Genomic DNA, 22,697 nt, shown 5'->3' with positions numbered 1-22,697 from the left:
GGGTCAAGCAGCGACTGCGATGCGCGACATGACGCGCTTGCGGCGGGTCGGCGGCGTGATGGGCTCCAACACGCCCAGCCCGTGTTTTTCGATCCCGAATTTGTCGGTCGGTGGCACAACGATGGTCGTGAACTCGGCTTCGATAATTGCCGGGCCCATGATCTCGTTGCCCGGCTGCAACTGCTCCCACTGGTACACAGGTGTCTGGACCCATTGCTTGGTCTGAGGCCAGTAGGCCTTGCGCTCGCCAATGCGCGCCGCAGAAGCGTCCACGCCTTGCAGTTGATGTACCGGCAGTTCCGGGTTCCAGGTCGGCACGGTGACGCGCAGCACGAAGTTGTCCAAAAAGACGCCTCCCGGCTTATTCACCACCAGCGGAGAAAAGGCTTCGGAAAATTCCTTTTCAAAAGCGTCATAGATGGCTTGCGCATCCGCGTCACTGCGAATGTGCAAGAGCGGAGACGCTGCACGCTTGACGTTCACCTGCCCGCCGTAGAGCATGTCCAACTCCAGGGTGTATTGCGCATCTTCTACCGCCAGGCCCTCGCTTTGCAGCTCGCGCTGGGCCTTGTCGATGAGGACATCGACCACGGCATTGAATTGCGCAGGGGCGATCACCAGCTTTTCGCTCATCGGCTGCATGAACACCATGCGCTGGGACTGTTCGTACATGTGCACGATATCCATGATGGACGAGCCCATCGCACAGAAAACCGGTGCCGCCGGGAAGACCACAGCCTTGGGTACATCGCCGCGAAACCCAGTCATGTGCGTCGGGCCTGCGCCGCCGAACGCGAAAACGACGAAGTCCTCCGGGTGATACCCGCGCATCTGCACCTGGCGCTTGATGGCGCTGGTCATGTTCTCATCGACCACGTGGCGGATCAGGGCCGCAGCCTCCACCACCTCGACGCCCAGGGGCGCGGCAACCTTCTCGCGAATCGCCTTTTCAGCCTTGGCGCGGCTCAGCGGCATGCGGCCACCAAAATAGCCATCCGGATTGATATAGCCGAGCACAACGTCGGCATCCGTCACCGTGGGTTCGGTGCCGCCAAGGTCGTAGCAAACCGGCCCCGGCATGGAGCCTGCACTTTCTGGCCCGACGGACAGGCGGCTGCCGTCCACCTTGGCGATGGAGCCACCACCCGCCCCGATCGAGATGGTCTCCATCATCGTGACGTTGACCATCCAGGTATCGATTACCGGGCGGAAGTTGTAGTTGCGCACACTTGACTCGACCACCAGCGCGACATCGAAGCTGGTGCCGCCCACGTCGGCGGCAACCACATTGCGGTAGCCAAGCCGCTCGGCGAAATAGGCAGCGCCCATGAGGCCTGCGACTGGGCCGCCGTTGAACGTGCGTGAAGCGGGCGTCTTGAAGATGTCGGCGCTGCCACCCGAGTTGTGGATCATCAGGAAAGCACCGCGATAGCCGCTTTCGCGCAACTTGTCCCAAGTGGCCCCGATGTCGTTCTGCATGGAACGCTGCAGGTAGGCATCGAGCACCGCCGTCATCGTGCGCTCGTACTCGCCGCTCTTGGACACCACAGCCGACGACAGCACCACCGGCAGAAAGCCGATGTGGTACTCCTTGTATTCCTCGCGAATAATCTCGCGCACCCGCTGTTCATGAATCGGGTTGGCAAAGCTCCACAGCAAAGAGACCACGATGGCGCGCGCACCACGCTCCATGAGCGTACGCAGCTTCTGGCGCACATCTTCCTCGTCCAGCGGGCGCACGATCTGGCCCGCCGAGTCGATGCGCTCGCGCACGCCCAGGGTTAGTGACCGATCGACCAGCGGCAGCGGCTTGGTCTGGATGGCGATGTTGCGCCGTTCCGTCACGCGCTTGCCATCGGTCCATTGGGCACCGCGACCGATGAGGATCACGTCCTCATGGCCTTCCGTAGTCAGCAGGCCGATGCGCGGGCCCTTGCGCTGCAGCAAGCGATTCAAGGCCACGGTGGTGCTGTAGCGCATGATGTCGATCTTGGGCAGCAGTTCCTCGGTGGTCAAGCCGACCTTTTCTCCGGCCGCCTCGATCGCATTTAGAAAGCCGACCGACAGGTCGTGTGGCGTGGTCGGGCATTTGGCGATATGGCGTTCGCCGTTGAAAGTCAGCACCAGGTCGGTGAACGTACCGCCGATGTCGATGTCGATCGAATCGACTGCGTCACGTATCGTCAGCGAAGTCATGCGTGCTCTCCTTGCTTTTTGCCTTTGACCAATTTGCCCTCGCGCACGACCAAGTCGCCGCTGGCAAGGCGCTGCTTGAGACTGTCGATGTCAAGCTCGATGTCGTGCGTGATCGGATGTCCCGGGGGCAAATATTCGGTTTCGATTTGCCGGGCACACCCCGGGCAATAAAACTCCACGATGCGGACCCAGTCCTTGTCGGGTGCGAAGGAATACTCACCCTCTATCACCGGGTTGTGGATTTCTTCGGGCATGCGCTCGGCGACCATGCAACCTTTCTTGTAGTTTTCCCGTGCCGATATGAGCTTTGTCCCGCAGTCGTGACAAAGCCAGTGCTCATCGTTCATGTCGAGATCAAGATATTCGGTAAAGCGGATTCGTTCGTAGGCCATGATGTGTCTCCGTGTTTATTTCGTCGGACTGAGTTGGGCGTTGCCGAACTTGTCCATGCGCAGCGTCCAGTGCGGGGGCACCGGGCAGGTGAAGGTGGCGCCATTGATCACGGCAGGACCCTGCACGGCATCACCGGGGTTCATGGCCTCCCAGCCCAACACCCGCGCATCGGCCACGGGCGTAATGCCGAACAGCAGCGCGCGCGATGCCGCCTTGGCCTTCACGCCCGCTGATTTTTTTTCGGCCACAGCGTGTGAACCGACTGAAAAGCGGCTGGCCAAGCGGATCGCCAACACTAGCGGTTTGCCCAACCCCTGCGACACCACGCTGGTGCCCAGGGCAGCGACAACCGCATCGGACGTCGCCGATGGCTCAGTCCTGGCCCGGACCGTGGCAACCTCGTCCGCGCCAGCGCCCAGATCAAGCTCCCAGTCGTACGCCGCTCCATTCGGATCAAACCCTTCGCCACGCAGGTCGCGGTGCGCCTGATCGTTCATCTGCTGCACGATGCCGGGCAAACGGGCTTGCGCGTCATCGCCGCCCCAGCGCATGGACAATCCGCGCTCATAGCCGTGCACCACGTCGGAGATGGATGAACCGAACGCGCCAAACACCGGCCCCAGGTCAAACGCATAGGCCGATGGCATGCCCAGCTTTTCCGCAAGAAAGGCAATGAACATCGGGCCGTTGCCGCCAAAACCGAATAGCGTCGTGGACTTGGCCTCGAGCTTGGCCTCGTCCAGAAGATTGCGCACCAGGTCGGCCATCATTTCCACGGCTTCCTCGCGAATCGCGAGTGCCGCCGCATCCACCGAAAGCCCCATCGGCTTGGCCACGTTCTGCTCGATCGCGGAGCGAGCCGCGTCCACGCTGAGCTGACGGTGTCCTCCCAGGAAATTTGCCGGATCGATGTAGCCCAGCACCAGCAGGGCGTCCGTCAAGGTGGCCTGCTTGCCGCCTAATTGGTAGCAGGCTGGGCCGGGGGCTGCGCCCATGCTTTTGGGGCCCAGCGCCAACGCCCCGTCGCGGACGCTGGCGATTGAGCCGCCGCCTATAGCCGCCGAACGCAGCATGGCAAAGGAGGTCTGCACCGGCACTTCCATGAGCTCACCGCCGCGCTGGTAGACCGGGTGTCCATCGCGCACGACCGAAGCCTTGGTCGTGGTGCCGCCGACATCGAAGCACAGCACGTCCTTGAGCCCGTAAAGCCCCGCCATGTGCGCGCCACCAAAGGTGCCAAACACCGGGCCGGACTCCATCGTGTCCACCGCCTTGGTCTTGCTGATGCGCGCGACGCCGCCACTGGTATTGCCGATCAGCAGGGTCCCGCGGAACTGGTAGTCGTCACGCAACATGTCCTCGGCCTTGAACAACGACGACGCAAGCTGCGTGTGCGTGTAGGCGTTCATCAACGAGTAATGCACGCGTGTCTGGTCGTGCCGCAGCGGTGCCATCTCGCTGCCAAGCATGACGGGAATGGCCCCGATGATGTGATCCGGATATTGCCCTTCGATGACTGTCTTTATGGCGCGCTCCTGCGCATTGTCGGGAAACGAGTTGGGCATGCACACGCAAATGCGACGCACGCCGGTCTCCAGCAGTTGCTTGACGCCGACCAGGATATCGGTGGCCGTGGGGTTGTCGGGCAGGCCGATGATGGATTCTTCGTCCACCAACTCGCCGACGACGGGAGAGCGCACCGGACCGTACAGGCGCTCCTCCTGGCCCTCGCCCACCAACAGGCCGACCTTGGAGCCCCGGCGCTCGGCCAGGGTATTGGTGGTGATGGTCGAGGACCACCGGATCAACCCCACCTTGTCCAGAAACTGTTCGACACTCGGGTAGTCGAGCACGCGCGCCGCCTCTTGCAGGCATCCCAGAAAGGATTGCGTGTAGTCGTGCGGCGTGGTGTCTACCTTGAAGGCATGGCGCGCCACACCATCCGACACCAGTGCGTCGGTCATCGTGCCGCCCGTGTCAATGTCCACGGTGATCATGAATGTCTCCTTTGTTGATCCAATCGAGGGGGAGCCCGGGAGCTTCGCGCCAGTCAAGCCAGCAGACAGTGCCTCAGCCAAGGTTGCAGCACTCCCTTTGGAAGTGCCGCCGGCTGCCACCATCGCCTTTGATCCAAGTGCGCCTCTGCAGGACTGGCGTCACTTTACGAGCGCGCGCCAAGCTTGGCATCCGGATCGACTACCATGCGCACAAGCCATTTTCCTAAGGGATTTGCCTTAGGCAAAAACCCTGAGGCTCTGCCTTCCTGCAACTATTTGGCAGGCGTGCAGATGCCTCATTGATACACGCAAAGGGAAGAGTGGCTACGGCTGGCTGTGCAGCTTTTGGACCATGCGAACTAGATCGACGACATTGCGCACGTCAAGCTTTCGGATGATGTTGGCACGATGGGCATCGACGGTTTTGGGGCTGATGGCCAATGCCCTGGCAATTTCCTTGCTAGTGCGCCCTCGCACCAATTCGCCCAGGACATCGGCCTCGCGGCCGGACAGGCGTTCCAGCAAATCTTTCAAATCCCGTTCACGGGTTTGCGACTCGTAACGCTCGCGGGCAATCCGGACGATTTTTTGAACCGCATTGAGGAATTCCTCGGGATTGAAGGGCTTTTGCAAAAAATTGACGGCCCCTCCCTGCATCGCCCGAACCGCCGCAGGCACATCGCCGTGGGCGCTGAGGAAAAGATGGGGAAAATCCAAACCCATTTCCGCCATCTTGACCTGCAATTCCAGGCCACTCATCTCGGGCATGCGCAAATCGAGCACCGCGCAAGCCGGTTGCGGAACATCGCACAAAGCGTCAAGAAACGCGCGCGGAGAATTGAATGCACGCGAACGCAGCTTGACGGAATCGAGCAGCCAGCTCAACGCATTCGTCACGTCTGGCTCGTCATCAACCAGCAAAACGAGAACAGATCTCGGTTCCATCACTTGGTTTGGCGCAGGGTAAAACGGAAGACCGCGCCACGGCGGGCATTGAGCAGCCGCAATGCACCACCGTGCGATTCGATGATGGTCCGGCAGATCATGAGCCCCATCCCCAGGCCATCGGCCTTGGTGGTGACATAGGGATCAAACAATCGCGGCGCAAGTTCGGCGGGTACGCCCGGGCCATGGTCCGCAATCGTGACGGACGCGAACGCATCCGCCTCCTGTGCCAGCCTGATCTCGACCCAGCGCTCGGCCGCCGGGGTGCCGTGCATGGCCTCGATCGCGTTCATCACCAGATTGACCAGAACCTGCTGTACCTCGACGGCATTGCCATTGATGGGTACTAGCCCATCATCAATCGATGTCTTCACGCGGGTCGACGCCGAGCGCAAGGGATGTTCCAAAAGTGTCAGCGTCTGATTGAGCAACTCCGGCAAATCCACTGCCTGCGCAGGTCGGTAGTGCTGGCGCGAAACAAACCCCCGGACATTGCGAATGATCGCACCGGCCTGCTCCAGATGTGCGGCAGCCTTGGCCATCGCCTGCACGATCTCGGGCGACGCATCCGCGTCCAAGCGCCGCATTACCCCAGCCAGATAGCTCTGGGCCACATTCAGTGGCTGGCCCAACTCGTGCGCCAGCGCCGAGGTCATCTGTCCCATCAACGAGAGCCGACCCGCATGGGCCAGCGCGGCTTCTTGCACCCGCTCACGCTCGCTGCGCCGACGCTGTTCCGTCACATCAGTGAACACGAACGCATGGCCGAGTCCGTGCGCCAAGGCGGTGGCCACCATGGTGATGACCCTTCTCCTGCGACTGGATCGCTCCCAAACGAAGATCAACGGATCTGCGGATGTAGGGACATAACGATGCTCCCGAACCAAGGATGCCAATGATGTCGTTCCTCCATCGGGTAATTGCACATAAGAGGAATCGCTCAATGCCTTGGCCAGAGCGGAACGCGTGGAAACGCCAAGGTACTGCTGCAGCGTACGATTGACCTCGACCACCTCGCCGCCGGCATCCAAAACCAGTAAACCCAAAGGCACGTGGCGAAACAGGGTCTGGTACTTTTCCCGACTCTCCACCGAAGCCGCCTGCGCGGCCCGTCGTCGCTCGATCTCTTCACGCAACGCGGCATTCTTGCGCGAGAGGTTGAGCGTGCGGCGCGCGACAGTTTGCTCCAGGCGCTGATTGATGCGGCGAATCTGGTCTTCCGCACGTTTTTTGTCGGTGATCTCCTGGATAACCCAGACCGATGCCGATGCCTTCCCCAAGGGCTCCAGCAATCTGCCGGAAATACGGCACCAGATAACCTCGCCGTCCTTGCGAATCTGCGAACGCTCGTGGGTATAGAACTCGTGGTTGTTGAATTTCGCCGCGATCATTTGCCCGACTTCAGCGTAATCGTGATCGCTGGCATACAGGATGCGCACCGGTTGTCCATCGAGCTCGCCGGGTTCGTACCCATAGATCTGCGCCATCCGCGGGTTGGACCACACCAGCTTGCGGTCGCGCATGTACGAGATCCCGACGATGGTGTTTTCAAGGACGATCCGCCAAAGCATGTGCCGTGACGGCTTGTCGGCAAAAGACGGTGGCGGCGCTTGTGACATCGGGGCAAGGCTATCGGATGTGTCAACGCGGATGCGGCCTCAATGCCGTCGCTCGATCTCCGGCCCCATGCTCACCCGCATCTCGTGCAGCGCCGCAAGCAGCGCCTGCCAGGCCGCCGGCACGCGCGCCGCCGCGCCTTTCACACCAAGCTCGATGTGCGCGCCATGCACCGGGTGATCGACACTGGGCAGGCTGAAGACCTTGATGTCCGGGTGCTCGGCCTCGATGCGCTCCATCAGCGGCGTCAAGGCCGACTCCATTGCGCCGTACAGCACCACCGATTGCTCCAGTTGCGGCGCGCGGTGAAACCACGGCCGGCAGGTATTCTCCAGCACCCACTCGATCATCGGCCAGGCCATGACGGGGAAACCAGGCACGAAATGCACCTGACTGCCACCCCGCCCGGCGCAGGAAAAACCCGCAATTTTGTTGTACGGATTGGGGATGATGCGCGCGCCCTCGGGCAGCACCCCCATCTGCAGGCGCTGCCGGTTGTCTGGCCGCTGCGCCTCGAACGCCTCGCCCTTCTCGCGTGCCACATCCTGCATGCGCTCGGTGATCAGGGCCTGCGCCTCGGCGTGCGGCTGCAGTGGCACGCCCAGCGCCGCCGCCGCGCACTGGCGCGTGTGGTCGTCGGGCGTGGCGCCAATGCCGCCGCAGCTGAAGACCACGTCACTGCCTGCACAGGCTCGCTGCAGCGCAGCGGTGATGCGCTCACGGTCGTCACCCACCAACTCCATCCACGAAAGAGACAGCCCGCGCTCGCCCAGCAGACGAATGACCGTGGGCAGATGTTTGTCCACGCGCTTGCCCGAGAGGATTTCGTCGCCAACGATGATGAGACCGAACGCCGGCATCACGATGCATCGCCCCCGGGCAGCAGCGGCTTGGCCTGCACGTCGATCACATCGGGAGCCCTGACGGGCGGCTGCGCGACTGGCACCGGTGCCTGCTGGCCGCGCATCTGCTGCAACGCGGCGAGGCAAAAATGCGCAAACCACAGCGACGAGAACGCAAACACCAGGGTGTAAATCCAGATCGCGATCGGAATCAAAATGAAGAAGGCGGCAGCGAACACCACGCCGGAGGCCCAGACAATGCCCGGCGCAGCACCCAGAAAACCGCAAAACACGCCGATCACCAACAGGCTGCCACGATGCTGCTGAAAGAGGGCTTTGCGCTCCTGCTTGCTGGCATGCTCGGACAGCGCATCAAACGCCATCACGCGATAAGTCAGCCAACCCCAGATCAGCGGCGGCAAAATCAATACCAGCGGAGGGATCAGCCACAAGGGCATGGACAGCACCAACGCTACCAGCGCCAGCACGGTCGAGGAAAGCGACCACCAAAGGCTGCCGACGAAGCCCGCGCCCTTGACGCGTTGCAACTCGGGAAAGCGCCGCTTGGCCACCAGATCGACGATGGCCGGCACCATCAGCACAGCGACCGCCAGCACGCACGCAAAGACAACGACGGGCGTGGTGACCATCACCAGCAACAGCGGCGCCAACATGGAGGGAACGTCGCTCACCCCCAAGTGCGCGAGCCAGCCCCAGACCGTGCCCAACCAAGCCATGCCATCGAGCAGCGACTGCGTCCATGCGACGGCAGGTGTCCAGAACAGGTACCAACCCAGTCCGGCCACCGCGCCAATCAGCACCAGCGGCAGCAGCGACAGCGCGATGATGCGCGGCATCAGGCAATAGCCCACCGCGCGCCAGAAGGAATCGATCAATGGACCCATGGTCGCGTTAGTGTAGTGTCGGGCACCATCACCATGGCGTCCTCCGGCGCTCAGCGTCGCAGCGCTGCCTTGAGCTGCTCTCCCACCTCGGGCCGCTCGGCGAAGGGGTCTGGCGGATTGCGTCCTTCGACGATGGCTTGCATGCGACTTTCTACATTGCCCAGTGCCCGCGGGTGGCTGTAGATGTAAAAAGTGCCGCTCGCCACTGCATCAAAGACCTTGGCCGCCACCTCGGCAGCGGAGACCTTGCCGCTGGCCACGGCCTTGTCGATCATGGCCTGGCCGATGCGCTGGCTGGGCGTCAGCGCGGCATCGCGCAGGCTTTGCGGCCGGTTGCGATCGCTTTGCGTGATCCCGGTCGGTACGAAGTAGGGGCACAGCACGCTGGCGCCGACCTGTTCGGTCACCAGGCTCAAGTCCTGGTAAAGCGTCTCCGTCAGCGCCACCACCGCATGCTTGCTGACGTTGTAGATACCCATGTTGGGCGGCGTCAGCAGTCCTGCCATGCTGGCGGTGTTGACGATATGACCGCGCCAGGCCGGATCGGCCCTGGCGGCCGCCAGCATCATCGGCGTGAACAGGCGCACGCCGTGCACCACGCCCCAGAGGTTGACGCCCAGTACCCACTGCCAGTCGGCCAGCGTGTTCTCCCAGACCAGACCGCCCGAGCCCACGCCGGCGTTGTTGAAGACCAGGTGCGGCGCGCCAAAGCGCTCGGCCACCGCATCGGCCAGCGCCTGCATCTGGGCGGCATCTGCCACATCGACGCGGCGTGCCAGCACCTCCGCGCCTGCATCGCTCAATTCCGCCGCCACCTTGTCCAGCGCATCCTGCTGCACATCCACCAGCACCAGACGCATGCCACGCCGTGCGGCAATGCGCGCGCACTCCAGCCCGAAGCCGGAACCGGCGCCCGTGAGCACCGCCGTCCTGCCTGCAAATTCCTCGATCATCCCGTTTCCTCAGATCAGCTTGACCAGCTGCTTGCCGAAATTCTGGCCGTGCAACAGCCCGATGAAGGCCGCCGGCGCACTCGCCAGACCTTGCGCAATGCTCTCGCGCGGATGCAGCTGGCCTGCCACCACCAGACCAGCGAGCTCCTGCAAGGCCTGGGGCCAAAGCTGCATGTGTTCGCTGACGATGAAGCCTTGCACGCGCATGCGATTGATCAGCATCAGCGCCGGGTTCTGCAGCGGCAGCGGCGCGCCGTCGTAGCCCGCGATCATTCCGCACAGCGCCACCCGCGAGAATGCGTTGGCACGAAGCAGCACGGCATCCAGAATCGTGCCGCCGACGTTCTCGAAATGCCCGTCGATGCCGTCCGGGCAAGCTTCCTTCAGCGCCCGCGACATGCTTTTCACATCGCCGTGCTGGCGGTGGTCGATGCAGGCATCAAAACCCAGCGCCTCGGTCGCGTAGCGGCACTTCTCGGGGCCGCCGGCAATACCCACCACGCGGCAGCCGCGCGCCTTGGCCAGCGCCACGAAGGCACTGCCCACAGCGCCGGTGGCGGCGCTCACGGTGACGGTCTCGCCCGCCCTGGGTGCAATGATCTGCGTCAGGCCATACCAGGCCGTGACGCCCGGCATGCCGACGGCGCCCAGGTAATACGAGAGCGGCACCTGGCTGCCATCCACCTTGCGCAGCGCGCCCGGGGCGTTGGCATCCACCACCGCGTACTCCTGCCAGCCGCCCATGCCGACGACCTTGTCGCCCGGGGCATAGCGCGGGTTGCGACTCTCGAGCACCTCACCCACGGTGCCGCCCATCATCACTTCACCGAGCGGCTGGCTCGCAGCGTAGCTCTTGCCCTCGTTCATGCGTCCGCGCATGTAGGGGTCCAGGCTCAGGTAGTGGTGACGCACCAGCACCTGGCCGTCCTCCAGCGGCGGCGTATCACCGACAACGAGGCGGAAGTTCTCCACCGTGGCCGCGCCCCGGGGGCGGCTGGCGAGCAGAATCTGCGGGTTGCTGGGCATGTTTTAGACTCCTTTTACTATCTTTAGAAGAGCGTTTAGCGATTGCTGCACAAGTGCTACCGCCGTGTTTTATCAAATTTCGGTGGATGCCACGCCACCCGTGGAGTCTCCCATACGCGAGACGTACTTGAACGTCCCTGTGGCATGGCAGCAGGCACGGCCCTCGGCATCGAACACCGTACCTTCGGTGAATGCCAGGCTGCGCGTGCGGTGCAGCAGCGTGCCGCGCGCCACCAGCTTGCCCTGGGCCGGACGCAGAAAGCTGGTTTTCATCTCCACCGTGACCATGCCCATGCCGCTGACCAGCGTGCTGCTGCGCGCAGCCATCGCCAGCGTCACGTCCAGCAGCGTCATCAAGGCACCGCCATGCGTGATGCGCCAGGAGTTCAGGTGCTCGGGCCGGGCCTCGTAATGCAGTTCGGAGCTGCCTTCGCCCATGCCCGCCAGCGTGATGCCCAGCGCCTGAACAAAAGGGATGTCAATGTCAAACCCCAGGCGATCCATCGCCCTCACCCTGCGACGATGGCACTGACCCCGCCATCCACCGCCATCCACTGGCCGGTGATGTGCTTGCCCGCATCGCTGGCGTACAGCAGCACCAGGCCCTTGAGGTCTTCATCATCGCCCAGGCGCTGCAGCGGCGCATGCGCCTTCATCTGCTCCTCGCCCAGGCGCTCTATCAGCACCTCGGCCATCCTGGTCTTGAAAAAACCCGGGCAAACGGCATTGACGCGAATGCCGTAAGGCCCCCATTCCCCCGCCAGCGCCCGCGTGAAATTGAGCACCGCGCCCTTGGAAGTGTTGTAGGCAATGGTCTTCATGCCGACCGGGTTGCCACCCAGCGCGGCAATCGAGGCCACGTTGATGATGGCGCCCCTGCCACGCGGGATCATGCTGGCCTTGGCGATGGCCTGCGAGAGCAGGAAGTAGCCACGCACGTTGAGATTCATCACCTTGTCCCAGGCACTCGTCGGGTGCTCCTCGGCCGGAGCGCCCCAGCTCGCGCCGGCGTTGTTCACGAGGATGTCGACGTCGCCCAGGCGCTGCAGCGTCTCGCTCGCCAGCCGGTGGATGTCTGCCTCCTGGGCGCAATCGGCGGCGATCCAGCGCGCAGCTATGCCGGCCGCCTGCAACTCTGCGGCGGCCTGTTCCAGCTCCGCGGCCTTGCGGCTTGCCAGCATGATGCGCGCACCCGCCTCGCCCAGCGCGTGCGCCATCTGCAGGCCCAACCCGCGCGAGCCGCCCGTGACCAGCGCCGTCTTGCCGGAAAGATCAAACAATTGCTGAATCGTGCGTGCCATGGCGCAGCGTCTCCTGAGGGGTGGTTGCCGGGCCATGCTGCCCGGATGGCTCATTGTGGCGCGGCTGCCGCGCCGCCGTTGTCGCCTGTGTGAACGCGGTATGCTTGCCCGCCTCTCATCCCCCTCTTTCATGCCTCCCCTTCCCAGCAGCGCACCGATAGGCGTTTTCGACAGCGGCATCGGCGGCCTGAGCGTGCTCCAGGCGCTGCGCGCCGAACTGCCGCACGAACACTTCATTTATCTCGCCGACAGCGGCCATGCGCCCTATGGCGAAAAGGGCGATGGTTTTGTCTGCCGGCGCAGCCTGGCCATCGCGCGGCATCTGCACCAGCGCCATGCCATCAAGGCTCTGGTCGTCGCCTGCAACACCGCCACCGCCGCGGCGATTCCGACTTTGCGCGCGGCGCTGCCCGAACTGCCCATGGTGGGTGTGGAGCCTGCACTCAAACCCGCCGCACTCGCCAGCAGCACCCACCACGTCGGCGTGCTGGCTACGCGCGGAACGGCGCAGAGCGCGCGGTTTGCGCATCTGCTGGCCCAGCATGGCGATCGCACGCGATTTGCGGTGCAGGCCTGCGACGGACTGGCCCACGCGATTGAGAGAAGCACCGAAACAGGCGTCGACGACACCGAAGCGCTATCCAAAACAAGAGCGCTTTGCGCACGCTACACAAGCGCTTTGGGGGTATTTGGCACACAAACCGGGATGATGGATACGCTGGTCCTGGGCTGCACCCACTATGTGTTCACCCTGGACACTCTGCGCGCGCTCGTGGGGCCGCAAGTCCGCATCATCGAAACCGGAGCCGCGGTGGCGCGGCAAACCCGGCGCATTCTGGATCAGGCCGGGCTGCTACTGCCGGAAGCCGCACCCGGCGCCGAGCCAGCAGCCATCGCTCTGTACACCACCGGTCAACTCCCCGCGCTGCAGGCCGCGGCGCAGCGCTGGCTGGCACTGCCCCCCGGGCAGTGCGCCAGCATTTCAGTACCCGGATTTTCCTGAAACCGGATCAGTGCAGATGGCGCGGCCGGCGGTTGCCGCCGCTGCGTCCGCCGGCGCCGCGCGGCCGGCGACCCAGATCCAGCGAACTCACCAGCGCGTCAAAGCGCTGGGTGAACAGTTTGTCGATCTCGGCCACGACACCGCCGAGTTCGGCCGCATCGAAGTGGCGTTCCATCACGTTCACCACATCCTGCACCAGCATGTCGCGCTGCACCTGCATGATGGCCGCCGGCGTCGGGCCGACGAAAAGCATCACGAAATCGTCACGCGACTCGGCCTCATCGTCGGCCTCATCGTCGATTTCTTCCTCGTCGAACTCGGTGTCGTAGAACGTCACCTCGATCGCGGCGCCCTGGTCGGCCAGCTCATTGAGGCTCATGCACATCTCGTCCAGCGACTGGCGGAAGTCGTCGTCACCGCGCACCGTCCAGCACATCTGCAACAGGTGCTCCTTGGGATCAAACTGAATGCCCGGCTCTTCCTCATAGGCGCTGGTGGCGCCGTCCGCCAGGGAGCGCGCCCCGGCGTACTGCCACAGCGGCTTGAGTGCGTCCTGCAATTGCGCGAAATCCACGTCGGCGCGCAGCTGCACCTGGCCGTGGACATGAATTTCAAAGGGAGCGTTGTAATCTGACATAAAACCTTCTTTGGTCTCCTGAGCCGAGAGGCTGCGGGTGCGATTCCGGGAACGCACTGAACGCTCGCAAGAGGTCGTATTTTCGCACGCCCCTTGACATTGACATGATGGTAATCATTACGCTTGCAGCATCGTGAACTTGGATACAGGAAACGGACCATGAGCAGCCCAGGAGCCAACGGCGCCGTCGCCGCACCTTTCATCAGCCTCCCGATCGAGGGCATGACCTGCGCCAGCTGCGTCGGCCGGGTCGAGAAGGCGCTTTCCAGGGTCGACGGCGTCGGCAGCGTCGCCGTCAACCTTGCCACCGAACGGGCGGATATCCGCCCCGCCGGGCGCGTCGACCCGATGGCGCTGATCCAGGCCATCGAGAAGGCCGGATACACGGTGCCTGCCAGCAGCATCGAGCTGGCCGTCGAGGGCATGACCTGCGCCTCCTGCGTCGGCCGGGTGGAGAAGGCACTCAAAGCCGTGCCTGGCGTGGAACAAGCGGCGGTGAACCTTGCCACTGAACGCGCCAGTGTGCGCGGCGTGGCAGCGCCGGCCGATCTGCTGGCGGCCATCGCCAAGGCTGGCTACACGGCACGCCCGCTCGATACCAGCTCGGGCGCAGCCGAGGAAACCGCGCAGAAAAAGGACGCCGAGCGCGCCCGGCTGCAGCGTGATCTGCTGCTGGCGACCGCGCTGTCGCTGCCAGTGTTCATGCTGGAAATGGGTTCGCACCTGATCCCCGCAATGCACGAGTGGGTGATGACAACCATCGGCCATTACCCCAGTTGGTATCTGCAGTTCGTGCTGACCGCGCTGGTGCTGGCCATTCCGGGGCGGCGCTTCTACGCCCAAGGCTTCCCTGCGTTGCTGCGCCTGGCACCCGACATGAACTCGCTGGTGGCTGTTGGCACCGCCGCCGCCTTCGGCTACTCCGTGGTCGCCACCTTCGCGCCCAGCCTGCTGCCGCAAGGCACGGTGAATGTCTACTACGAGGCAGCAGCCGTCATCGTCGCCCTGATCCTGCTCGGACGTTTTCTGGAGGCACGCGCCAAGGGGCGAACATCGCAGGCCATACAGCGGCTGATCGGCTTGCAACCCAAGATTGCACACGTAGTGCGCGATGGCCGCAGCGTGGATATTCCCCTGGGCGACGTAGTGCTGGGCGATGTGCTGCAGGTGCGCCCAGGCGAGCGCGTGCCGGTGGATGGCGAGGTCACCGAGGGCAACAGCTTTGTCGATGAGTCCATGGTCACCGGCGAGCCCATCCCTGTACAGAAATCGCTTGGCAATGCCGTCGTGGGAGGCACCGTCAACCAGAAGGGCGCGCTCACGCTGCGCGCCACCGCTGTGGGCGGGCAGACCATGCTGGCGCAGATCATTCGCATGGTCGAGCAGGCGCAGGGCTCCAAGCTGCCTATCCAGGCGGTGGTGGACAAGGTGACGCTGTGGTTTGTGCCTGCCGTCATGCTGGCTGCGCTGCTCACCTTCCTCGCCTGGCTGGCCTTTGGCCCCTCGCCGGCACTGAGCTTCGCGCTGGTCAACGCCGTGGCAGTGCTCATCATCGCCTGCCCCTGTGCGATGGGGCTGGCCACGCCGACATCCATCATGGTGGGCACCGGCCGCGGTGCTGAAATCGGCGTGCTGTTCCGCAAGGGCGAGGCGCTGCAACTGCTCAAGGGCGCGAAAGTGGTCGCAGTGGACAAAACCGGCACGCTGACCGAGGGCCGGCCCGTGCTGACCGACCTGGAGACCGCAGCGGGCTTTGAGCGCGCCCAGGTGCTGGCGCTGGTTGCGGCGGTAGAGGCACGCTCGGAGCACCCGATTGCACGTGCGATCGTGGATGCTGCCACCGCACGAGACCGTGCACTGCCCACACTCGACGCGTTCGAATCCGTCACCGGCATGGGCGTGCGCGCCAGCGTGGAGGGCGTGCGGGTGGAAGTGGGCGCCGACCGTTTCATGCGCAGCCTGGGGCTGGCCGTGGAGAGCTTTGCTGCCGTGGCCGAACGTCTTGGCACCGAGGGCAAGTCGCCGCTGTACGCGGCGATCGACGGGCGGCTGGCCGCCATCATCGCGGTGTCCGATCCGATCAAGTCCAGCACACCCGCGGCAATCGCCGCGCTGCACCAGCTGGGCCTCAAGGTCGCCATGGTCACCGGGGACAACGCACGCACCGCGCAGGCGATTGCACGGCAGCTGGGCATTGACGAGGTGGTGGCTGAAGTCCTTCCCGAAGGCAAGGTGCAGGCCATCGAGCGTCTGCGTGCCAGCTACGGCCCAATTGCCTATGTCGGCGACGGCATCAACGATGCACCGGCGCTGGCGCAGGCCGATGTCGGCCTGGCGATCGGCACTGGCACCGACGTGGCGATGGAGTCTGCCGATGTCGTGCTGATGTCCGGCGATCTGCGGGGCGTGCCCAATGCGATCGCGCTCTCCAGGGCGACGATAGGCAATATCCGTCAGAACCTGTTCTGGGCCTTTGGCTACAACACCGCCTTGATTCCGCTGGCAGCCGGTGTGCTGTATCCGGTTTACGGGCTGCTGCTCTCACCCATCTTTGCCGCGGGAGCGATGGCGATGTCCAGCGTATTCGTGCTGGGCAATGCGCTGCGCCTCAGGCGGTTTCAGCCGCCCTTGCGTCAGCAGCAGGCGGCGATATGAATGGTGCCTCGGGCCGGGGTCGAACCGACACGCCCCTTTTCAGGAAAGCGGCGGATTTTAAGCCAGAGCATGGCATCCGCACCGGGTTAACGCTGGGCTTGGATGAGGCTTGCTGTAGCAGGTTTTCCCCGAGGCTAATGGCTTCGATCATATCCCGGTGCGCGATGCAAACCGCCCCGGTTCCCTTTCGCCTGGCTCCTAGCTGGCTCCTGGAATCGGTGCCTTTCAGGAGCACCTCATGGCAAAGATCAAACTGACAAAGAGCCTCATTGACGCTGCGCAGGCCAAAACCTGCGATGTTGAACTCCGGGATACGCTTGTTCCCGGCTTCTTGTGCAAGATTACACCTGCTGGGCGCAAGGTGTTCATGCTTCAGTACCGTACGAACTCGGGCGTACGCCGCAAGCCGGCACTCGGTCAATTCGGCGAGCTGACGGTCGAACAAGCCCGGTCGCTGGCGCAAGACTGGCTGGCCGAAGTCCGGCGCGGCGGCGACCCTGGCCACAACAAGGCCGAAGCCCGCAAGGCGCCGACGGTCAAGGAACTGTGCGGCCGGTTCATGGACGACCACTCCAAGCCGCACAACAAGCCCAGCACGCAGGCCGGCTACCAGTACCAGATCGACAGCTTCGTCATCCCGGCCTTCGGTAGCAAGAAGGTTCACGAGGTCACACGCCACGACATCACCGCGCTGATGAAGCGCATGGAGAAGTCGCCCACCCAGGCCAACCGCGTGTTGTCGCTCGTCCGAAAGATGTTCAACCTGGCCGAACTTTGGGGCTATCGGCCCGACGGGTCCAATCCCTGCCGCCACGTGCCCAAGTACCCGGAAAAAGGCTCGACCCGGCTCATCACCGACGAACAGATGGTCAGCCTGTTCGCCTACTTGGGCAAGGCCGAGGCCGAGGGGCTGGAACATCCGATCTATCTGCTGGCCGTCCGGCTGCAATTCGAGTTCGCAGCCCGCATGTCGGAGATCCTGCTGTTGCAGTGGGATTGGCTTGACTTGCCCAATGGCCGGGTTGTCTGGCCGGACAGCAAGACGGGCGATATGTCCAAGCCGTTGAGCGAGGAAGTCCGCCAGCTACTGACGAACGCGCCTCGCTATGGCCAGTCGCCCTACGTCTGCCCGGCTATCCTCGACCATGACAAGCCACTCGGCCCCCATTCTTACTATCAGGCATGGCGGCGCATCCTTGATCGTGCTGGTGTGCCGAAGGTCGGCACCCACGGTATCCGCCACCGCTCGGCGACCGACATTGCCAATTCCGGTATCCCCGTCAAGGTCGGCATGGCGCTGACCGCGCACAAGACCGTGGCGATGTTCATGCGCTACGTCCACACCGAGGACGACCCGGTGCGTAAGGCGGCCGAGTTGGTAGCGAGCCGGCGCAAGTCGGTCGTCAGCACGCGCCAAGAACCGAAAGAGGTAACCACATGATCAGTGAGCAGAAACTCGCCATACCGGCCCTGATTGCCGTGTCGCCGTCAAGTCAAGTGGTTCGGCGGCCCTCCCCGCCCGTACATCGCGCTGGGGCCTGGAAAAGTGTACCCGTTTCGGGTATAGTTTGGGGGTCAAGATGACTATCGTCCTCAAGCGGAGGGACTTTGCGCGGTGGCAGGCGGGCGAAAAGCTGCCTGATGCCACCTTGTGCAAGGCGGTTCAGGAGATGGAAAGCGGTCTGATTGACGCGGACTTGGGCGGCTTCCTCTACAAGAAGCGGGTGGCCCGCCCCGGCGGTGGCAAGAGTGGCGGCTATCGCACGCTGCTGTCGGCCCGGTTCGGTAGCCGCTACGTGTTCCTGTATGGGTTCCCCAAGAGCGACAAGGCGAACATCACACAGGACGAAAAGAAGGCGCTGCAGTTCGCCGGCAAGGTGTTCCTGGAACTGTCCGCCGAAGCCTTGTCGAAGGCGTTGCAGTCGGGCGTGTTATTGGAGGTGCATTGTGAGCAAGATCATTGAATCCCTGCGTGGCGACCTGGCTGCGCTCCACGAAGCGGGAGCGATCAGCAAGGTGACGATGCGCGAGTTCGACGCGATCTGCCCGCCGCCGGTGCGGGAGTTCAACGCTGCCGACATCAAACGCCTGCGCGAAGCCTTGAAGTTCAGCCAGCCGGTGTTCGCTCTTCATTTGCACACATCGGCCTCGACCGTACGCAAGTGGGAGCAAGGCGACACCCATCCCACGGGGCCAGCACTCAAACTGCTCAACGTCATCGCCGACAAGGGCTTGCAGGCCATTATCTGATGCCTATTCGTATCTACTGACCGCTGCGGTCATTAGTGTTTCGAAAAGAACCCTATACCTTCCAGTTGGTCTGGTAGTTGGGACCGTCAGAAAGAGGCTTCGCGCTCGGCGGGAAGACTTGAATGGTCAACGGGATGGGGAAATCGGCGCCGATGATCGCAGCCTCGCCGGGCTTCAGATTGGGCAGAAACGACGATGCCGATCGGTCGATTTCGCCGCAGGCGCGTTCGACAACCTCGCGATCCCGATCATTCGTGAGCCGATGCACAACGAGTGTTCCCATCTGGCTCAGAACACCCTCCGTTATGTCGCGTGGGCGCTGAGTCGACAGACAAATGTTGAGTCCGTACTTCCGGCCCTCTTTGGCGATCAGCTCAAATGCGTCTAGGCGAGCGACTGCATCATCGGCTCCGATCTGTCGCCCGAGAAAGTTGTGCGCTTCATCGACGATAACGACCACAGGACGGCTCTTGAACGCGCCATTGCGCGCCATGTTGAGTAGATGCCGTCCGATTACATTCGCGACGATCTCGCGGGCCTTGAACTCGAAGGCAACGCCGCTGAGGCATATCCGGAGCAACCGATCCTCGTTTGAGACGAAGGACGAGATTTTCTCGGTCAACGCGGGAGCCTTCGACTTGAAGACGCACTCGAAGGACGATGAACTGAGAATGCCGTTGATGCGCGACATCAAGGACAGGCAGAACGAGACCTCGCCCGAGTCGCCACCCCATTTGGTGAAGTCCTTCTGCCCCCTGGCTGACCCGAAGCCATCTGGGTAAACGCACTCCTGTTCGATCTGAGAGACGAGCTTCCACACGTCGAAAGCTTGCTGCGGATCATCAAGCTTCTCCGCGATGCCCGCCTTGGCTTCCTCGGTCATGATCGGGACTTTGGACTGATCAATCTTCTTGATGATCCCGCCCGTCGCAACGTGGGGAGCGAGAGCGGCGAGTCGAAGGCTGCGAATCGCCGCGCGCAGTTTTGGTCCCTGAACCTTGCCGGCAGGCTCAAACAGCGCGATGAAGTCCGATTCAATGAAAGACGTTTGCGGCAAGGTGCAAGGGGCGGAAGATTTCGCAGTGTTGACCGGCGCGCCCAGATGAAAGTTGGCGACGTGCTCTCCATCGAACCCGCGATACTCCCCCGTCGCGTCAAGCAAGATGATCTTGGTCTTGTAGCGCAGGCATTCTTCGATGATCCGAGCGGTCGTCCAACTCTTGCCACCGCCGGTGGCACCAAGAATCGCGCAATGCCGGCCGAACAACTTCTCTGGCTTCACCGACACATAGCTTTCAGGCGCGACATCGATCGACCCCAGCTTGAGAAGGACGTGGCTAGCCTCAGCCTCCGCGGCCTCCATGAACTTCGGCAGGTTGGCGATGAAGCTGTGCGGCGCCGCGTAGACGCGATCACCCAAGCGAGGGTACGAGTCAACGCCCGCCGAGATCCGAAGCGAGTCCATTGCAATGGAGCCCAGCAGTTGGATCGTCCCGATGCCATCCAGGTCCGGCACCCTGCCGTGCGAGGTGTCGATCAGGCGCCGGTCGGCGTCCGGTAAGTGGATCTCGACGACCCGCCCAAGCAGCAAGTTGATCTGTCCTTCGATCAGGACGAACTCTCCCACCTCACCTTTTCCGTACCGGCCGCCGAGAAAGTGGGAGCCGCTGGGCGAGCCCGCCTCGTTGAGATTGAACTTCACCGCCTGGGCGGAGACGGCGCACAGTTGGCCGACATACAACTCTGGCCGGAGCAAGCCGCGCGGAAAGGCGTCGGCAACGTCGAACGCGGTACTCATGTCGGTTTGACCAGCGACTTGATGTCGCGCGTAAGCCGCTGCGCGGGCGTCAGCGACTTGAGATCCGGGATCATCTCGGCGAACTCGCTGAACGTGGCATTGATCAGCCACACGTCCTCGCCCTGCTTGGCGAGGCCGTAGAGCGCATCCCAGTATCGGTTGTTTTCCTTGGGCCGGGAGGCCAGGTCGTCCGCCGATGGATTGACGATGATCAACCGCAAATGCGGGTTGGTGCGAACCGCCGCGACAATGGGTTCAGACAAGTGATCGTCATTGAAGCCGAAGCCCGAAACGATGAGGCAGGTATTCGGTTCACGCAGCGCCGCCAGGTACTGGGAAATTAGCTCCAGGTGCGGTTGTACGTAGGACTGCTGGTATTTGCCTTTGGCGGGATAGATGAGACAGGCCGTTGCTGGCGTCGGATCTGTCTTGATCTCGATATCGCCCGAACTGGATTGATCCCAGTTGACCGAGCCATGCAATTTGTAGAGGTGAAACACGCCCTCCAGCGGGTTGCCGACTTCATCGCCTGTTGAAGGTCGGCGGACGATGTCGTACAGGAAGAACCGCGGATCAAACTGCCTAGGTTGCGTGAACGAGAAGCCGTCGAGCAAGACCAGCCCCTGCTTGCCAGCAGCGTGTTCAAAGCACAAATCGTAGTTCGTCGTGAACAGCTTCATCCGCGAGTCGCGGACGCGGCGACGAGACAGTCGGTGCAAGAACGTGCGATGGCTGGCCAGTTTGGAATCGTCCGCGCCATCGAGAAAAGCGGAGCACTTCTTCAGAATCACGGCTTTTGAGGCGGACACGAATTTCTCGACCTGCTCGCTTTTCTTGATCTGAAGGTATGCATCGCACCGCGAAAGCAAGGCCTCGATGTTCTCGTGTTCGACGGCAGTCTCATAGCCGATCTCAGCAATGACGGCTTTAGCCTGCTCGGTCGGCTTTCGCTCATCCTTTCCAGTATCAGGATTCGAGTTCACGCAGTGATCCCACAGCGTCCACATCGAAGGGCCGTTGATCTCCCCCAGAGATGTTCCACTGCCTGCGAGGGCGACCACATGCTGCATCTGAAGCGAGGACAGCAATACTGCTTTCAGTTCTTCGCGCGCGGCAGCAGCTTCCGATAGCACCTGCTGCCTCTTCACATCGTCGGCCCCGCCAGTCACGTCCGGCCTGAGCGCCTTCCAAGTGCCGGCTTCCGGACTGAAGAAAAGTTGTTGACCGAAGGTGGTCGGCTGTGGCGTCGTCATGTCGTCCCTACAAATGTATTTGGATACTTCCGGATACCCAATCGCCCCGGACTTGCCTTTGGAATAGTAACAAAACGCTTCGCACATTCTGGCCGACCCGCGCCCCAATATCTGTGAAAGCCAAGGCCGTGCGTCCCGGCGCGATACGCCGTCGGGTTCGCGAACTGCGCCCCGCGCTTCGTGCCGAATCGCGGCCATTCGGCTTTGACCCCTGACGCCTCCGGCCCTCTCGGGCCTGCGCGCTCCGCTTGCCCCGAAAGCCGACTGTGTGCTGTGGGCGGGTGTGGGCGGTCTTGCTGTTCCCTTCACCGTATCACGGCGTTCTCGCCGTCAAGGGCAGCGCGCGCCATGCGCGCTTGCGTCCTGGCGGCCGGCTACGCCCCCCTGACTGCTTGCGCTGCGCCGTGCTGGCAACGGTTCCGGGCAATTCCGCCCGAGCAACCGGAGCACGATCATGTCGCAACTGTCCTTTTCCTCGTTCGATACCTCGCTGATGGTGCGTGACGCACAGGGCCGCTACCTGCTGGCGACGACTGACCTGATTCTGGAGGCTGCGCGCCAGGCCATCGAGCACAAGATGCAACGCGGTGAAGCGTTCAGTTCGCCGGCGGCGGTCAAGGAGTACCTGTGCGCCAAGCTGGCCGGCTACGAGCACGAAGTCTTTGCGGTGCTGTTCCTCGATTCGCAGCATCGCCTGATCGAATACGCCGAGATGTTCCGCGGCATCATCGACAGTGCATCGGTGTACCCGCGCGAGCTGGTCAAGGAGGCACTGCGGCTCAATGCGGCGGCGGTCATCGTTTCGCATTATGTGGCGCGGAACATAATGCGCCTTATGTGCCCTGTTTTCTTATGTGGCCGGGCATTAGAAACATGGCATACCGCAATGGTCTCCAAGCACTGGCTGGGCACATAATGGAAGCCCG

General features: G+C 62.9%; 20 protein-coding genes. 6 read left to right on the top strand and 14 right to left on the bottom strand.

What is annotated here, in order from left to right:
- Positions 1-3: 3 nt before the first annotated feature.
- The 11 genes from ABS45_RS04770 to ABS45_RS04720 form a co-directional block, all read right to left on the bottom strand.
- Positions 4-2,196 (bottom strand): hydantoinase/oxoprolinase family protein, encoded by a 2,193-nt coding sequence (locus ABS45_RS04770; protein ID WP_291553553.1) that lies wholly within the window; start codon positions 2,194-2,196, stop codon positions 4-6.
- Entirely contained in the window at positions 2,193-2,588 is a 396-nt protein-coding gene (gene apcB / locus ABS45_RS04765) for an acetophenone carboxylase subunit beta (RefSeq protein WP_291553550.1), read from the bottom strand. The genes ABS45_RS04770 and apcB overlap by 4 nt, the downstream gene beginning before the upstream one ends.
- Before the next feature lie 15 nt (positions 2,589-2,603).
- On the bottom strand, positions 2,604-4,586 hold the full coding sequence (locus tag ABS45_RS04760; protein ID WP_291553548.1) for a hydantoinase/oxoprolinase family protein: 1,983 nt from the start codon (positions 4,584-4,586) through the stop codon (positions 2,604-2,606).
- A gap of 324 nt (positions 4,587-4,910) precedes the next feature.
- Positions 4,911-5,531, bottom strand: a complete 621-nt coding sequence (locus ABS45_RS04755; protein ID WP_291553546.1) for a response regulator — start codon at positions 5,529-5,531, stop codon at positions 4,911-4,913.
- The gene (locus tag ABS45_RS04750) at positions 5,531-7,150 is read right to left on the bottom strand and encodes a PAS domain S-box protein (RefSeq protein WP_291553543.1); all 1,620 of its coding nucleotides are present in this window, start codon (positions 7,148-7,150) and stop codon (positions 5,531-5,533) included. The genes ABS45_RS04755 and ABS45_RS04750 overlap by 1 nt, the downstream gene beginning before the upstream one ends.
- 39 nt (positions 7,151-7,189) lie before the next feature.
- The gene (locus ABS45_RS04745) at positions 7,190-8,011 is read right to left on the bottom strand and encodes a molybdopterin-binding protein (RefSeq protein WP_291553541.1); all 822 of its coding nucleotides are present in this window, start codon (positions 8,009-8,011) and stop codon (positions 7,190-7,192) included.
- The gene (locus ABS45_RS04740) at positions 8,008-8,895 is read right to left on the bottom strand and encodes an EI24 domain-containing protein (protein WP_291553539.1); all 888 of its coding nucleotides are present in this window, start codon (positions 8,893-8,895) and stop codon (positions 8,008-8,010) included. Before ABS45_RS04740 ends, ABS45_RS04745 begins: the two co-directional genes overlap by 4 nt.
- A 50-nt stretch (positions 8,896-8,945) precedes the next feature.
- Positions 8,946-9,848 carry an SDR family oxidoreductase gene (locus ABS45_RS04735; RefSeq protein ID WP_291553537.1) on the bottom strand — a complete coding sequence of 301 codons (903 nt, stop codon included), beginning with the start codon at positions 9,846-9,848 and terminating at the stop codon, positions 8,946-8,948.
- A gap of 9 nt (positions 9,849-9,857) precedes the next feature.
- Positions 9,858-10,874: an NADP-dependent oxidoreductase gene (locus ABS45_RS04730; RefSeq protein ID WP_291553535.1), complete on the bottom strand. Its 1,017-nt coding sequence runs from the start codon at positions 10,872-10,874 to the stop codon at positions 9,858-9,860.
- A gap of 72 nt (positions 10,875-10,946) precedes the next feature.
- Entirely contained in the window at positions 10,947-11,378 is a 432-nt protein-coding gene (locus tag ABS45_RS04725; protein ID WP_291553533.1) for a PaaI family thioesterase, read from the bottom strand.
- Between the two features lie 5 nt (positions 11,379-11,383).
- The gene (locus tag ABS45_RS04720) at positions 11,384-12,175 is read right to left on the bottom strand and encodes an SDR family oxidoreductase (protein ID WP_291553531.1); all 792 of its coding nucleotides are present in this window, start codon (positions 12,173-12,175) and stop codon (positions 11,384-11,386) included.
- A 130-nt stretch (positions 12,176-12,305) separates the two neighbouring features.
- Here ABS45_RS04720 and murI point away from each other — a divergent pair, with 130 nt between their 5' ends.
- Positions 12,306-13,178: a glutamate racemase gene (gene murI, locus ABS45_RS04715; RefSeq protein ID WP_291553528.1), complete on the top strand. Its 873-nt coding sequence runs from the start codon at positions 12,306-12,308 to the stop codon at positions 13,176-13,178.
- A gap of 7 nt (positions 13,179-13,185) precedes the next feature.
- On the opposite strand, the gene ABS45_RS04710 is transcribed toward murI, so the two are convergent.
- The gene (locus ABS45_RS04710) at positions 13,186-13,815 is read right to left on the bottom strand and encodes a DUF6806 family protein (protein ID WP_291553525.1); all 630 of its coding nucleotides are present in this window, start codon (positions 13,813-13,815) and stop codon (positions 13,186-13,188) included.
- A gap of 159 nt (positions 13,816-13,974) precedes the next feature.
- Here ABS45_RS04710 and ABS45_RS04705 point away from each other — a divergent pair, with 159 nt between their 5' ends.
- The 4 genes from ABS45_RS04705 to ABS45_RS04690 all read left to right on the top strand — a co-directional run bounded on the left by ABS45_RS04705 (position 13,975) and on the right by ABS45_RS04690 (position 18,720).
- Positions 13,975-16,470, top strand: coding sequence for a heavy metal translocating P-type ATPase (locus ABS45_RS04705; protein ID WP_291553523.1), 2,496 nt, complete (start codon positions 13,975-13,977; stop codon positions 16,468-16,470).
- A 238-nt stretch (positions 16,471-16,708) separates the two neighbouring features.
- Positions 16,709-17,911, top strand: coding sequence for a site-specific integrase (locus ABS45_RS04700; RefSeq protein WP_291553520.1), 1,203 nt, complete (start codon positions 16,709-16,711; stop codon positions 17,909-17,911).
- Positions 17,912-18,050: 139 nt separating this feature from the next.
- Positions 18,051-18,434 (top strand): type II toxin-antitoxin system RelE/ParE family toxin, encoded by a 384-nt coding sequence (locus ABS45_RS04695; RefSeq protein ID WP_201395682.1) that lies wholly within the window; start codon positions 18,051-18,053, stop codon positions 18,432-18,434.
- Positions 18,418-18,720: a DNA-binding transcriptional regulator gene (locus ABS45_RS04690; RefSeq protein WP_201395683.1), complete on the top strand. Its 303-nt coding sequence runs from the start codon at positions 18,418-18,420 to the stop codon at positions 18,718-18,720. Before ABS45_RS04695 ends, ABS45_RS04690 begins: the two co-directional genes overlap by 17 nt.
- A gap of 52 nt (positions 18,721-18,772) precedes the next feature.
- Here the strand turns inward: ABS45_RS04690 and ABS45_RS04685 are convergent, their stop codons facing one another.
- Both ABS45_RS04685 and ABS45_RS04680 read right to left on the bottom strand, forming a co-directional pair.
- Positions 18,773-20,518, bottom strand: coding sequence for an ATP-binding protein (locus tag ABS45_RS04685; protein WP_201395684.1), 1,746 nt, complete (start codon positions 20,516-20,518; stop codon positions 18,773-18,775).
- Positions 20,515-21,771, bottom strand: a complete 1,257-nt coding sequence (locus tag ABS45_RS04680) for an SIR2 family protein (protein ID WP_201395685.1) — start codon at positions 21,769-21,771, stop codon at positions 20,515-20,517. Before ABS45_RS04680 ends, ABS45_RS04685 begins: the two co-directional genes overlap by 4 nt.
- 454 nt (positions 21,772-22,225) lie before the next feature.
- Here ABS45_RS04680 and ABS45_RS04675 point away from each other — a divergent pair, with 454 nt between their 5' ends.
- Positions 22,226-22,687, top strand: coding sequence for a JAB domain-containing protein (locus tag ABS45_RS04675; RefSeq protein ID WP_366246624.1), 462 nt, complete (start codon positions 22,226-22,228; stop codon positions 22,685-22,687).
- Positions 22,688-22,697 lie beyond the last annotated feature (10 nt).

The sequence above is a fragment of the Comamonas sp. SCN 65-56 genome, assembly GCF_001724135.1.
GTDB lineage: Bacteria > Pseudomonadota > Gammaproteobacteria > Burkholderiales > Burkholderiaceae_C > Comamonas_C.
The sequence above is the reverse complement of the archived record's forward strand: the minus strand, read 5'-3'. Positions and strand labels throughout refer to the sequence as shown.